This window comes from Pseudomonas sp. P7759 (assembly GCF_013386445.1).
Classification (GTDB): domain Bacteria; phylum Pseudomonadota; class Gammaproteobacteria; order Pseudomonadales; family Pseudomonadaceae; genus Aquipseudomonas; species Aquipseudomonas azotoformans_A.
In genome coordinates, this window is record NZ_JACART010000018.1 from 16,483 (window position 1) to 29,418 (window position 12,936).

The 12,936-nt window shown below is 60.5% G+C and carries 10 protein-coding genes; all 10 read left to right on the forward strand.

All coding sequences use genetic code 11. From position 1 onward, the window contains the following. Positions 1 to 2 precede the first annotated feature (2 nt). Genes HX823_RS16500 through HX823_RS16545 form a run of 10 tightly spaced genes read left to right on the forward strand, consistent with a single transcriptional unit; the run spans position 3 to position 12,934 of the window. On the forward strand, positions 3 to 2,435 hold the full coding sequence (locus tag HX823_RS16500; protein WP_177075538.1) for an AAA family ATPase: 2,433 nt from the start codon (positions 3 to 5) through the stop codon (positions 2,433 to 2,435). Beyond that, positions 2,432 to 3,964, forward strand: coding sequence for a sigma-54-dependent Fis family transcriptional regulator (locus HX823_RS16505; RefSeq protein ID WP_177075540.1), 1,533 nt, complete (start codon positions 2,432 to 2,434; stop codon positions 3,962 to 3,964). Before HX823_RS16500 ends, HX823_RS16505 begins: the two co-directional genes overlap by 4 nt. Before the next feature lie 41 nt (positions 3,965 to 4,005). Then, positions 4,006 to 4,137, forward strand: coding sequence for a hypothetical protein (locus tag HX823_RS16510; RefSeq protein WP_038843856.1), 132 nt, complete (start codon positions 4,006 to 4,008; stop codon positions 4,135 to 4,137). A gap of 16 nt (positions 4,138 to 4,153) precedes the next feature. Continuing rightward, positions 4,154 to 5,326 (forward strand): type VI secretion system-associated FHA domain protein TagH, encoded by a 1,173-nt coding sequence (tagH, locus tag HX823_RS16515; protein ID WP_177075542.1) that lies wholly within the window; start codon positions 4,154 to 4,156, stop codon positions 5,324 to 5,326. 5 nt (positions 5,327 to 5,331) lie between these two features. Further along, positions 5,332 to 5,817 (forward strand): type VI secretion system lipoprotein TssJ, encoded by a 486-nt coding sequence (gene tssJ / locus HX823_RS16520; RefSeq protein WP_033902423.1) that lies wholly within the window; start codon positions 5,332 to 5,334, stop codon positions 5,815 to 5,817. Position 5,818: 1 nt separating this feature from the next. Then, positions 5,819 to 7,147: a type VI secretion system baseplate subunit TssK gene (tssK, locus tag HX823_RS16525; RefSeq protein WP_038843858.1), complete on the forward strand. Its 1,329-nt coding sequence runs from the start codon at positions 5,819 to 5,821 to the stop codon at positions 7,145 to 7,147. A gap of 5 nt (positions 7,148 to 7,152) precedes the next feature. After that, positions 7,153 to 8,016, forward strand: a complete 864-nt coding sequence (icmH, locus tag HX823_RS16530; protein WP_038843860.1) for a type IVB secretion system protein IcmH/DotU — start codon at positions 7,153 to 7,155, stop codon at positions 8,014 to 8,016. Between the two features lie 15 nt (positions 8,017 to 8,031). Further along, the gene (gene tssM / locus HX823_RS16535; protein WP_177075544.1) at positions 8,032 to 11,382 is read left to right on the forward strand and encodes a type VI secretion system membrane subunit TssM; all 3,351 of its coding nucleotides are present in this window, start codon (positions 8,032 to 8,034) and stop codon (positions 11,380 to 11,382) included. Beyond that, positions 11,349 to 12,092, forward strand: coding sequence for a PP2C family serine/threonine-protein phosphatase (locus HX823_RS16540; RefSeq protein WP_177075546.1), 744 nt, complete (start codon positions 11,349 to 11,351; stop codon positions 12,090 to 12,092). The genes tssM and HX823_RS16540 overlap by 34 nt, the downstream gene beginning before the upstream one ends. After that, positions 12,089 to 12,934: a serine/threonine-protein kinase gene (locus HX823_RS16545; RefSeq protein WP_177075548.1), complete on the forward strand. Its 846-nt coding sequence runs from the start codon at positions 12,089 to 12,091 to the stop codon at positions 12,932 to 12,934. Before HX823_RS16540 ends, HX823_RS16545 begins: the two co-directional genes overlap by 4 nt. The last annotated feature ends 2 nt before the right edge of the window (positions 12,935 to 12,936 follow it).

Genomic DNA, 12,936 nt, shown 5'->3' on the forward strand with positions numbered 1-12,936 from the left:
TTATGATGAATGTGGACCTGCAACAACTTATCCAGACCTTGACCCCCCAGGCTCGTCGCGATTTGGTTCGCGCTGCTGAACGCTGCGTAACGCGCGGCGGCCGGGAGGTGTTGGTGGAAGACCTGCTGTTGGCCCTGCTGGAGCATCACGACGGCCTTCTGGCAAGGGCATTGGCAGATGCGGGCATCGAAACCGGCGAGCTGCAAGCTGCACTGCAACCGAAAGGGGAGGCAAGTGCTTCGCGCAATCCGGTGTTTGCCCAGGCGCTTGTAGAGTGGCTGCAACAGGCCCTGATGGTTGCCCATCTGGAACTGCGACAGACCGAGGTCGATCACGGCGCCCTGTTGCTGGCATTGCTGCGTCATCCGCTGCACCACGCGGGGAGTGTCTATCAGGTTTTATTGAATCGGTTGGATGCGCAGCGTGTGCTCGACTTTGTGCGGAGCCAGGCGCCTGGTACTGACCCTGCCCCGAAGGGTGAGTCACTGCTGGAACGCTTCACCCACGACCTGACGCGCCAGGCCCATGAAGGGCGTATTGATCCGGTGTTGTGCCGGGATGTCGAGATCGGCCAGTTGATTGACATCCTCATGCGCCGCCGCAAGAACAACCCAATACTCGTCGGCGAAGCCGGGGTCGGCAAGACGGCCGTTGTCGAAGGCCTCGCGCTACGCATCGCCACTGCGCAGGTGCCGGGACCACTGCAGGATGTCCGGGTGCTGACCTTGGACATGGGCTTGCTCCAGGCCGGTGCCAGTATCAAGGGTGAATTCGAGCGGCGCCTCAAGGGCTTGATCGATGAGGTCAACGTTTCAGTGCCGCCGGTGATCCTGTTTATCGATGAGGCGCATACCTTGGTCGGGGCAGGCGCCCAGGCAGGCGCGTCCGACGCCGCCAATCTACTCAAGCCAGCCCTGGCTCGTGGTGAACTGCGCACCATCGCTGCCACTACCTGGTCGGAATACAAAAAATACTTCGAAAAGGACCCGGCATTGGCGCGGCGTTTCCAGCCTGTACGGGTGGGCGAGCCCAGCGTCGAGCAGGCGGTTTCGATCTTGCGCGGACTGGTTTCGGTGTATGAGCGCAGCCACGGCGTTTATGTGCGTGACGATGCCGTCGTGGCGGCGGCGCAAATGAGCGCTCGTTACCTGTCCGGGCGCCAGTTGCCCGACAAGGCGGTGGATGTATTGGACACGGCCTGTGCTCGCTTGCGGGTCCGTCGGGAGACAGCACCGGAGGCATTACAACGCTTGTACGCGGAGCAAGCGGGAGGTATGCGGCAGCATCAAGCATTAAGTCGTGACAGGGACGCAGGGTTCGCCGTGGATGAGCAGATCTTGCACGCGTTGAACCTGCGCAGGGATGCAATGGAAAGTGAGCGCCTGGAGCTGGAACAGCACTGGTTTGAGCAACAGGCCGTGCCGCAGCAGGTATGCCCGCGCCTGGTGGCCCAGGTCATCAGTGCCTGGACCGGTATCCCGGTTGAACAACTGGCACTTGAGCACAGCGCACGGGCGCTGGGCTTTGCCGATGCGCTGCGCGCGCGCATTCTTGGCCAGGAACAGGCGGTGCAGGCCCTGGACCGCAACTTACGCGCCGTTGCCACGGGGCTCAACAAAGCCGACGCACCGGTCGGTGTGTTCCTGCTGGTCGGCCCAAGCGGTGTAGGCAAGACCGAGACAGCACTTGCCCTTGGCGATCTACTGTATGGCGGTGAACGTTTCGTCACGACGCTCAACATGTCGGAGTTCCAGGAAAAACACTCCCTGTCGCGGTTGATTGGCGCACCGCCCGGTTATGTCGGTTTCGGCGAGGGCGGTGTGCTGACCGAAGCCGTGCGCCAACGACCGTATTCGGTGGTGCTACTCGATGAGGTCGAGAAAGCCGACCCGGAAGTGTTGAACCTGTTCTATCAGATTTTCGACAAGGGTCTGGTCAATGACGGGGAAGGCCGGGAAATCGACTTTCGCAACACACTGATCCTGATGACTTCCAACCTCGGCAGTGAGTGTATCGGTGAACTGTGTGCTGGCGATCAACGGCCTGACATGCATGTGCTGCAAGAGGCGATCCGTCCGCTGTTGCGCGATTATCTCAAACCGGCATTGCTGGCCCGCATGCGTGTGGTGCCGTATTACCCGATCAAGGGTGAGGTTCTGCATGACCTTGCAAGGCTCAAGCTGGAACGCTTGGGACAACGGTTGCGTCTACGCAAGCTGGCTTTCAGCTATACGCCAGAGCTGGTTGCACACATGGCCGAACACTGTGCCCACGCAGACAGTGGTGCGCGTTACATAGACCAATGGATCGAGCTCCATTTGTTGCCGCAGGTGGCGGATCGGCTGCTGGCGGCCATGGCCCAGGGTGAATGCTTGGCGAATGTGCATGCGCGCCTGGCGGATAGTGGCTATCCCATTTGTGAGCTCAGCCAATGAGGGATATCCGATCCACTCAACTATCCCATCCCCTGGCCTACGCCGACGCGTTGCTTGGCTGGTTCATCCACTTGGGCATTGATGGCGACGAAGCCTCCCTGCCCGGATTGTGTGTGACGGCGGTGGCGCAACTCAGCCAGTGTGAACTCAGCCAGTTGTACTGGCGAGATGAATCCACAGGCCGACTTGAGCTGATTGCCCAGCATTTATCCGGGGTGCTTTGCCCCGGTGATCCGGTCGGCACCAAGGACTTCCAGCACGAGCAGGTATTGCACTACGTACTCAGCCATCAAACGGCCCTTAGTCTGGAGGACTTCTCGAGCAGCGTGTACGAATACGGCTTCCTGCCAGCGATGGCGACAGCTTGGGCAGCGCTGTCATGTGTGCCGTTGTTCAACCGTGACAAGGCCATCAGTGGCGTATTGCTGTGTGCCAGCCAATGCCGGAAACACTTGCAGGACTACTCCGTCTCCTTGAGCCAACTGGGTAGTTTTACCTTGATGCAACTGGCTTTGCTGCGCTGTCAGCCATCCCTGGGAAGCGTCGCCCGACAGAATCAATGCACACCGGCTCCCCGTGCAGAATTTGGGTTGGTCGGTAGCAGTACGGCCATGGATGAGACATACCGCCTGATTGGCAAGGTCATGCATACCTCCTACACCGTATTGCTGCGAGGGGAGACGGGAACGGGTAAAGAGGTGGTGGCGCGGGCTATCCATTCTGCGGGGGCGCGTCGCAGCAAAGCGTTCGTGGTGCAGAACTGTGCGGCATTTCCCGAAGGCCTGCTGGAAAGTGAGCTGTTTGGCTATCGCAAAGGTGCTTTCACGGGGGCTGAACGCAACCATACCGGGCTGTTTGATGCGGCACACGGCGGCACGCTGCTCCTGGACGAAATCGGCGACATGCCGCTGTCGCTGCAGGCCAAGTTGCTGCGGGTTCTACAGGAGGGCGAAGTGCGCCCCTTGGGCGCCAGCGCGGCACACAAGGTGGATGTGCGCATCATCGCCGCGACTCACCGTGATCTCGCCGCGATGGTCGCCCAAGGCAGTTTTCGCGAAGACCTTTACTACCGGCTGGCGCAATTTCCCATCGAACTGCCGCCCTTGCGCGAGCGCGACGACGATGTGTTGTTGTTGGCGCGTGAATTTGCGCAAAAGGCCTCTCTTGCCCTTGAACGCGAACCGGTGTCGTGGTCCAGCGCAGCCCTTGACCAACTGTCGAGTCACGCCTTTCCCGGCAATGTCCGTGAACTCAAGTGCCTGGTGGACCGTGCGGTACTGCTCTGCGATGACGGTGTGATCCTGCCCGCGCATTTGTCCTTGTCTGCACCCCCCACCGATGAGTCCGTCGATGCAACGTTGCGTCAACGCCTGGAGCGGGTCGAACGAGTATTCCTGATCGATTGCCTGCACAAAAACCGTGGCAATCGCACCCGTACCGCACGTGAGTTGGGCGTCGCTCGCCGCACGCTGCTCTATCGCCTGGCGCGCCTGAAGATCCCCCTGGGCGATGTCTGCGAGGGGGGCTGAATGGGGGCGTGTTGGCACCTGATTTTCATGGGAGATACCTGATGTTTTTTCGTCCGTGGCAAGGCCTTTTGCTGGTGCTGTGTTTGTTGAGTGGCTGTAACGCCAATTATGTCTTTGACGATGCCGACTACCGTCCGTTGGGTGACCCCCAGGCGACCCGACGTGGGCAGTGAGCAGGGGAGCTCCGCCATGCAACTAGTGTTTGAAGTCTGTGGTACCGAAGGCGCTGCGACGCCTGCTCGCCAGACGTTTGCGGGCGTCGGTGGCGTGATCGGCCGTGGGGTGGGCTGTGACTGGATCATTCCTGATGCCAATCGCCTGATCTCCAGTCATCACGGCTTGGTCAGTTACCGAGAAGGCCGCTACTTCCTGACCGATATCAGCAGCAACGGCATCGGTGTATCAGGCAGCATGGAGCGCCTGGAAAAGGGGCAGGCACGTCTGATCAGTGAGGGTGACGTGTACCAATTGGGCGGGCTGGAGATCCGCGCTCGCTTGCTGGCAAATGAGCGGCGGTCATTTGCTCGGGATGACGCGATCCCAGACGATGCGTTCCTGGGACTTGACCCTGTCGATGCACTGGATCGCGAGCAACTGCGTGCTGATTCATCAGCAGAGCTTGATGCCTTGGATACAGCCATGCAGGTGCCGTCCCAAGCGCTATGTCAGGGTGCCGTGGAACGTGATCATCTGGTCGTGCCGAAGTGGGCTGACCCCGTCAGGGAGGTCTTACCTACCGGGCCCGCTGCGGCCGCGCCGGGTGGTTCGGAAACATTCTGGCCACAGTTCGCGCAAGCGTTGGGCATACAACTGGACACGCTTGATACGCTGGGCCGTGAGGCCCTGGCGATCAAAGTGGCAGGGCTGTTCAGGCTAACCATCGATGGGTTGCAGCAGAGCCTGCGAACCCGCGACGAGCTGAACAGTGAAATCAACTCTGCACTGACCGCTCCAGGGCTCGATACCCGCAACCCGTTAAAAGCCTGTGCCGACGGCCCAACTGCCTTGAAGTCATTGCTGGGTGTTGGCGAGTTGGGGGAACACTCTGCCGAATACGCCGTCGCCCAGGTCTGTCGTGAACTGCAAGTGCATCAACTGGCCTTGGTCGTGGCCAGTCGGGCCGCTGTGCGCAGTGCAATGGCAGCCTTTGCGCCAGGCCACTTGCTGCTGTGTTTCGAACGCGAGGGCCAGCCACCCAGGTTCTTCAGCGATGGCGCCCATTGGCGGGCGTATCAACGCCACTATCAACGGTTGACGTCCGAAGAGCCCTTGGGCGAGCAGGGGTTGCTGAATGATTTTTCCAAAGCCTACGAGGAGCAGGTGCGCCTGGTCTCCACCTTGCACGTCGGGTGCCCAGGATGATGTTCATGTATCGGATCGCTGTCATATCAACGCTGTCAGCCCTTGGCCTATTGGCCGGCTGTAGCACGCTTTCACCTTTTTCGACCCTGACCAAACTGGACTTGACGTTGACCGCTGGCGATGAAGTCAACCCCGACCTGCACGGTCGTCCCTCACCCGTGGTGGTGCAACTGCTTGAGCTGCGGCATCCCGTGGCCTTTGAAAACGCCGACTTCTTCAGCCTCTACAGCCGGGCCGAGCAGACACTCGCCAAGGATTGGGTCAGCAGCGAGGAATGGGAGTTGCGTCCCGGCGAGCAGGTGCCGCTCAAGCTCAGTGTCGAGCCGCATAGCCGTTATGTCGGCGTGCTGGCGGCCTACCGCGACTTGCCCCACGTGCAATGGCGGTTGGTGCTGCCTGTGGTGCCAGGGCAACTGACGCGGGCCGAAGTTGCGCTGGACCAGACGGGCCTCCGCCTGGTCGCGCCTCAAACTGACAGGACGGAGGATTGAAATGCACGTCCATAACGTGATCTGGCAAGAGGGCATGTTGCTGCGGCCCCAGCACTTGCAGCATAACGACCGCTACTACCATCGACAGCTCAACCGTACCCGCCTGCTGAGCAGTGACGCCTGGGGTTTCCTGACCTTGGAAGTCGATGTGCAGTACCTCAATCTGGGCAAGGTCGTGGTCAACCGGGCCAGCGGTGTATTGCCGGATGGTAGCTTGTTCGAGCTGAGTGGCGCGATGGAGCCTTTGGTGTTGCAGGTGCCTGCCAATGCAGGCAGACAAGCTGTGTACCTGGCGCTGCCGCTGGCAACAGAGAATCAGGTTGAAGTGCGCAGACAGGAGCAAGGCGATGTCCTGGCTCGCTACGTCGCCTGTGAAACGGAGATAGGGGACTCCAATGCTGGCGTCGACGCTCGTTGCCAGATCCACTGTGCACGCCCGGACTTGCGCCTGATGCTGGGGGAAGGGCCCAGCGATCCGTTCTACGTGAGACTCCAGGTCGCCCAGGTGCAGGATTCGACCCAGGAGGGCGGCGTAAAGCTGGATGCGGATTTTGTACCGACGTTCATCTATCTCCAAGGTTCGGGGTATGTGTCTTCATGCATCAAGGAGGTGATCAGTCTGCTGGCAACGCGTGGCGATGCGATCGCATCACGCATTCAGGGCAGTGGCACCTCGGCTGGGGCACAGGTTGGCGACTTTTTGATGCTGCAACTGATCAACCGTGCTGAGTTGATATTGCGTCATTACCTGGGGCAAACCCAGGTGCGGCCGGAGTTGTTGTATCGGGAGTTGTTGGCGATTCTCGGGGAACTGTCGACGTTCGCCTGCGACAACAAACGTGCGCAATTGGCGGTGCAGTACCAACACGGCGACCAGGGAGCGAGCTTTCGCGGGCTGATGGAGGGGCTTCGCACCGTCTTGTCGTCGGTGCTGGAGCAACACGCCATTGAGCTCACGTTGCAACAGCGACAGTACGGGGTACTGGTCTGCCCGGTCAGCGATCTCAAATTGCTCGGCGCTGCGACATTCATTTTAGCGGCTACCGCCCAGTGTGATACGGAGGAGCTGCGTCATCGGCTGCCGGCGCATCTCAAGATCGGCCCTGTGGAACGTATCCGCGAGCTGGTGAACCTGCATCTCGCAGGTATCAAGGTCAAGCCGCTGCCGGTAGCACCTCGACAGATTCCGTATCACGCCGGCAAGACCTATTTCATGCTCGAACTCAGTCCACGTGACATCGCGCAGTTGGAGCAGTCGGGTGGTTTCGCCTTCCACGCCAGTGGCGAGTTCGCCGAGCTGGAACTCCACTTCTGGGCTATCAGGAACTGAACAGCATGACGATGGACAGTGAATACCCGCAGGATGAAAAAACCATATTGCTTGATCGTGAAGGGTTCGGTCCGGCACAGGGGCCCGTCACGGACTTTCCAACGCCGCCACGCTTCGAGCAGTTGGAAGACCGCATGATCTACAGCGCCCATCTGCAGGGGGCGCAAAGCTTCAAGATGGGTTCCAACAGCCTGTTGGCAGCGGCCTGGGAACTCTTGTCGCAGGTTGCCCTGATCAAGGCCAGCCCCGGTCGGGAAAGCCTGCAGACGCTCAATGACCAGCTTTCATCGGGTGTCACCGCGTTTGAGGCGCATGCCTTGCATTTGGGGGTAGAGAACAGTCAGGTGATCTCCGCACGTTATGTGTTGTGCAGTGTCATTGATGAGGCCGTCGTGACCACACCATGGGGCAGTAGCAGCGATTGGTCGAAGAGAAGCCTGTTGAGCCGCTTTCACAACGAAACCTTCGGGGGGGAAAAGTTTTTCCAGTTGCTGGAGCGTTTGTCCCGCGACCCCTTCAAGCATCTGGCCATGCTGGAACTCATGTACTTGTGCTTGTCGTTGGGCTTCGAAGGCAAATACCGCGTCATGGAGCGGGGTAGGGCGCAACTTGAAGCGCTTCACGACGCTGTGTACCGCCAGATCAGGCATGTGCGCGGGGACCGTTTGCCGGTCTCCATTTCGCCAGAGGCGGGGAGAGCATCCCGGTCACGGCTACGTATTGCCTCCGGCACTGGGGTCGCCATCTGCGTGCTGGTCTGTTTGCTGGTGATGTATTCAGGATTTGCCTGGGTACTGGGCCAGGAACGCAAGACGACGCTGCAACCTCTTCAGTCCTGGGTACCAGGCCTGTTTCGAACGCATTCATAACGCTGGGAGCAATGGATGAACGCATTTTTCAAGGGCGTGGGGACGGTGCTGCGCAAAAGTTGGCTGTGGAGCTTGTTGCTGGTGTTGTCCAGTGGACTGCTGATTTGGTTTTTCGGGCCTTTACTGGCGGTGGATGACTACCGTTTCTGGCACAGCCCGACATCCCGGTTACTGACCATCAGCGGGTTGCTGCTGTTGTGGGGACTGTCGATGGTCGTGGTGGGTACTCGCCGTACCGCTCGTTTGAATCAGCATGAACACCACGAGCGTCATCAGCGTCAGGCATTGATCAACGACGAAACAAGGCAGGTGCAGGGGCGCTTCAAGGAGGCCCTGCACGCGCTGAAAAGCTCCCGACACTATGGTGACCGCAGCGAGCGCTGGCGAAACGAGTTGCCCTGGTACCTGTTGATTGGCGAGCAAGGCAGTGGCAAGACCAGCCTGTTGGCTGCCAACGGCGTGCAGTCTCTGTTCGGGCGACCAGAAACCGTGCTCCCAGGCACTACGCCTGACTGGGACTGGTATTTTGCCGAAGAAGCCGTGATGGTCGAGACGGCCGGCCGCTACCTGGGCCAGCCAGACCCCTTGGTTGACGCTGCGGGATGGATGACACTCCTTGGGCTGCTCAAGTCGCGACGCCGGGCGCGGCCACTCAATGGCGTGGTGGTCACGTTGTCTGTTGATACCCTTTCAAGCAGCAATGAGCACGACCTGGAGCGTCATGCGCGTCATGTACGTAGCCGCTTGCAGGACATCCAGCAGACATTGCATGCGGATGTTCCGGTCTATCTGGTGTTGACCCAGGCTGATCGGTTGGCCGGGTTTGTCGAGTTCTTTGACGCGCAGCAGGGCGACGGCGCAGAAGTCGTCTTGGGTGGGCACCTGGTGACAGGTACCGCCGGCACAGACATCGCTCAGGTGAGAGAGGCGTTCGAGAACCTTCTGCAGCGTCTGGGCGCGGAGCTGATCCCGCGCTTGCATCAGGAGCGAAATATCGCGCGTCGACGCCGGATACTGGACTTTCCCCGGCAGGTCGCACACATCGGTGACCGCCTGTGCCTGTTTATCGAGACTGGATTTTCCGCCCATCGCTACCCACACATCAATGGTTTGCGAGGGTTCTACCTGACCTGTGCGAAGACTGCCGATGTACGGCCTCATTTTGTCCAAGGCCTGTTCAATCGCGTGATTTTTGCCGAAGCCGATCTTGCCGGACTGCGTAGCCCTGAGCGGCAGCGCATACATCGGCGTCATGGGCTGATGGCGCTGGCTGCGTCGGTGGTCATCGGCACGGCAGGGGCGTTGTGGACGCACAGTTATACCTTCAACCATCAGCGGTTGGTGCAACTACTGGGATTGATCAACACCCAACCCTCTATTCAACAAGGAGACGACGAGAGCCTCGCACTATTGACGCTGCTCGACAGTCGCCTGGCTGCAACTCATGTGTTTCCATCGTTGGCCGAAGCACGTTGGATTGAACGGGCTGGCTTGTATCAGGGAGAGGTGAGTTATCCGCTGCTGGCCAGCGCCTATGACCAAGCCTTGCAGCTGCATTTACTGCCGTACGTGACCACGCTGCTCGAAGGACGAGTACGAGGCAGCCTGGGTGACCGCGGGCAATTGCTGGACAGCCTGCGTGCCTACCTGATGCTTAATTTGCGTGAGCGGCGTGATGTGGGGTGGCTGGCAGAGCACGTGGCGGGTCAGTGGCGGGGGAATACTTCAGCGCATAAGCGTCTGAATGAACACTTTCTGCGGCTCCTGGAACGACCTTTCTTGGTGCCGTTGAATGATGAGTTGGTCGTCCAGGCTCGCTTGGTGTTGCGCGGTGAGTCGCTGGCAGAGGTGGTCTACCGGGCGCTGCGGGAACAAGCGCGGAGCCTGGAGCCTTACCGTCTGGCCGAAGGCCCGGCGTTTTCCAGTTCAGGGCCCCCTATACCGGGGTTCTACACCCAAAAATACCTGCAGGTTTTCGAAACACAGGGCGCTCAATGGGTCAATGCCATCGCACAGGACAATTGGGTACTTGGGGAAAGCTCCGACCTCAGCGCCACGGAACTACGCCGGTTGATGCTGGCGCTGGAGCAACGCTATTTCAGTGAGTACGCCGATGCCTGGAGTGACGCCCTGGGTCGAATCAGGCTGCAGGACACCGGCAGCCTGCGACAAGGCGCGGAGCAACTTGCGGGCCTCACATCAGCGCAGTCGGCCTTGGTGCAGTTGCTGCAGCAAGTGCGCGAAAACACGCGGTTAGTGCCGATCCCCGATCGGTTTGAGGCGGTGAGTTCGCATGTTGGCGAACTGGGCGCTGCGACGTCCAAGGTTCTGGCCAGAACACCACTGCCAGATACGGCCCGGCGTGCATTGCAACGCCGCTTCGAACCCTTGCACCAATTGCTCGACGAAGAGCAGAACCCAGGCGGCGAGTTGACACAGGCATTGCGCTTGCTTGATGAGCTGCAGTTGCAATTGCTGGCGCTGAACCGGGATAGCTCGCCGGAGCAGGCAGCGTTCAAAATGGCCAGGCAGCGGATGGATGGGCAGCAGCCGCTGTTGGGCAACCTGCGTGATACGGCGGCCCGCTTCCCGCAGCCGCTCAAAGGTTGGTTCGAGGGAATTGCCGACCAAACTTGGCGCCACCTGCTTGATGATGCGTATGGGTACGTGAATCAGCGTTATCAAAGCGAGGTTTACGGCCTCTATGCGAAAGCCATCCAACGCCGATACCCGTTCGATGCCCACGCCGGCAGCGACGTCGCCCTGGGCGATTTTCAGGCGTTCTTCAAGCCACGGGGCGCGCTGGCGCGCTTTTATGAGGGGTACCTGCGGCCGTTTGTCAGTGTCGAGGGCGACCGTTATCGCATGCGGGCCCTGGAGGGGCGCAGTCTGCCAATGTCGCGCTCGGTGCTGGACCAACTGACCCGGGCCCAGACCATTCGCCAGGGGTTTTTCACCGAGGACCAGGGTGATTGGGCCGTGCGGTTCACATTGGCGCCCTACAGTCTGGATCAGGCCGTCAGCCGGGCGACGCTGCGAGTCGGCGATCAGCAATTGGAATACCGTCACGGTCCGATCGTGCCAATGGCATTCCGCTGGCCGATCGAAGCCGAGAACGGTCGCAGCAGCCTGGTGCTGGAGCGCGGTGCAGAGCGGCCGCTGGGGATCGAGAAGGACAGTGGCGCCTGGTCGTTGTTCCGGTTTTTCGACTTGATGCAAAGCGAGTCTGCCAGCGGCAGGGATGCGCAGATTCTCAAGGCTGACCTGGCAGGCCTGCGGGCCAATTACCTGCTCATCAGCCAACACAACCCTAGCCCGTTCCAGATGGCGACATGGCGCACGTTCCGCTTGCCGGAGCAATTGTGAGCGGGCCGCACGCATGGCGCAGTGCCGGGCGCACGGCACAAGGCAAAAACCGTGCGCGCAATGAAGATGCTCTCCTCGATTGCCCACAACGGGGTTGTTGGGCGGTGGCTGATGGCATGGGCGGTCATCAGGCCGGGAATGTCGCCAGCCAGTGGGTGGTCAACAGCCTTGCCGCACTGCCAGGCAAAGGCGGCTTTGACCAACGGATCGAGGCCGTCCGCCTTTGCCTGCGTGGCCTCGACAGTCAATTGCAACCCGTCGATGGCGGGGCGGGCATCATGGGCAGTACGGTGGTTGTGCTGTTGCTCGAACCCAACCGTGCGGCCTGTATCTGGGCTGGAGACAGTCGATGCTATCTCTGGCGGGGTCAGCGGCTGTATCAACTGTCACGCGACCACTCCTTGCAGCAGCAACTGATCGACCGCCAGCAGTTGAGTCCAGAACTGGCCCAGGCTCATCCAGGCAGTAGGGCCTTGACCCGAGCAGTCGGAGGCCGGCAGCCGCTGAGCCTGGAAGTACTGGAGTTGCGCACCCAGCCCGCAGACGTGTTTTTGTTATGCAGCGATGGCTTGTACCAGGGGCTCAGTCACAGGGAATTGGGGCGTGCCATGAGCGCCGGTACACCGCGGCAGGTCGTGGACCGGCTGTTCCACGACGTATTGCGCGGCGCGGCGCGAGATGACCTTACCGGCGTGGTGATCCAGCCATGAATGCGACGGTAGGCCCACCGAACCTGCTTGCGGGGCGTTATCAGCTCGAACGCATCCTGGGTACTGGGGGGATGGGCGTGGTCTATCGCGCCCGGGACCTGCTGCATGAGGCATTTGGCGAGCCAGACTGCCGCGTGGCGCTGAAGTTGCTGGGCGAGAGCCTGTCCGCGTCGGTTGACGCCCATGTGCTTCTCTACAGCGAATTCGCCCTGACCCGAAGCCTGCGACATGATCATGTGGTGCGGGCATTTTCTTTTGAGGTGGACACGGCGCACCAAGTGGCATTTTTTACCATGGAAGTCATGCCCGGCCTGACGCTGGACCGCGTGCTCCCGGAATGTCCGCAGGGATTGCCGTGGCAAGAGTTGCAACCCATGGCCCTGCAATTGCTGGATGCACTGGCCTACACCCATCGCCAAGGTGTCCTGCACGGTGATGTGAAGCCGGCGAATATCATGGTGGGGGAGCAGGGGTTGCGCCTGTTCGATTTTGGCTTGGGTCACGCCGAGGCCCAGGTCAGGTCAGGATTACCGGCTTTGAGCCGAAGCCGCCTGAATGCCTGGACCCCTGCGTATGCGGCGCCGGAGTTGATGGCCGGAGGATTGCCGTCCGCCAGCGCCGATCTGTACGGAGCTGCCTGTGTGCTCTATGAGCTGGCAGAGGGCCGGCGGCCTGGAGAGCGCCAATATCATCAGCGACTGCCTCGGCCCAGGCAATTGCCCAGGCAGTACTGGCCTTCGTTACGTTCAGCATTGGCCATGGACCCCGAGCAGCGCACCTTAGGGGTCGCTGAGCTGCGTGAAGGGTTGGCCAATCGACGGCGCTTGTGGTTCGTGGGGTGATG

What these genes read in the sequence shown, in the direction of transcription:
- tssK (WP_038843858.1), top strand. Translation starts at nt 5,819, where the DNA reads ATGCACGTCCATAACGTGATCTGGCAAGAGGGCATGTTGCTGCGGCCC.
- tssJ (WP_033902423.1), top strand. Translation starts at nt 5,332, where the DNA reads ATGTATCGGATCGCTGTCATATCAACGCTGTCAGCCCTTGGCCTATTG.
- tagH (WP_177075542.1), top strand. Translation starts at nt 4,154, where the DNA reads ATGCAACTAGTGTTTGAAGTCTGTGGTACCGAAGGCGCTGCGACGCCT.
- tssM (WP_177075544.1), top strand. Translation starts at nt 8,032, where the DNA reads ATGAACGCATTTTTCAAGGGCGTGGGGACGGTGCTGCGCAAAAGTTGG.
- HX823_RS16545 (WP_177075548.1), top strand. Translation starts at nt 12,089, where the DNA reads ATGAATGCGACGGTAGGCCCACCGAACCTGCTTGCGGGGCGTTATCAG.
- HX823_RS16505 (WP_177075540.1), top strand. Translation starts at nt 2,432, where the DNA reads ATGAGGGATATCCGATCCACTCAACTATCCCATCCCCTGGCCTACGCC.
- HX823_RS16500 (WP_177075538.1), top strand. Translation starts at nt 3, where the DNA reads ATGATGAATGTGGACCTGCAACAACTTATCCAGACCTTGACCCCCCAG.
- HX823_RS16540 (WP_177075546.1), top strand. Translation starts at nt 11,349, where the DNA reads ATGGCGCACGTTCCGCTTGCCGGAGCAATTGTGAGCGGGCCGCACGCA.
- HX823_RS16510 (WP_038843856.1), top strand. Translation starts at nt 4,006, where the DNA reads ATGTTTTTTCGTCCGTGGCAAGGCCTTTTGCTGGTGCTGTGTTTGTTG.
- icmH (WP_038843860.1), top strand. Translation starts at nt 7,153, where the DNA reads ATGACGATGGACAGTGAATACCCGCAGGATGAAAAAACCATATTGCTT.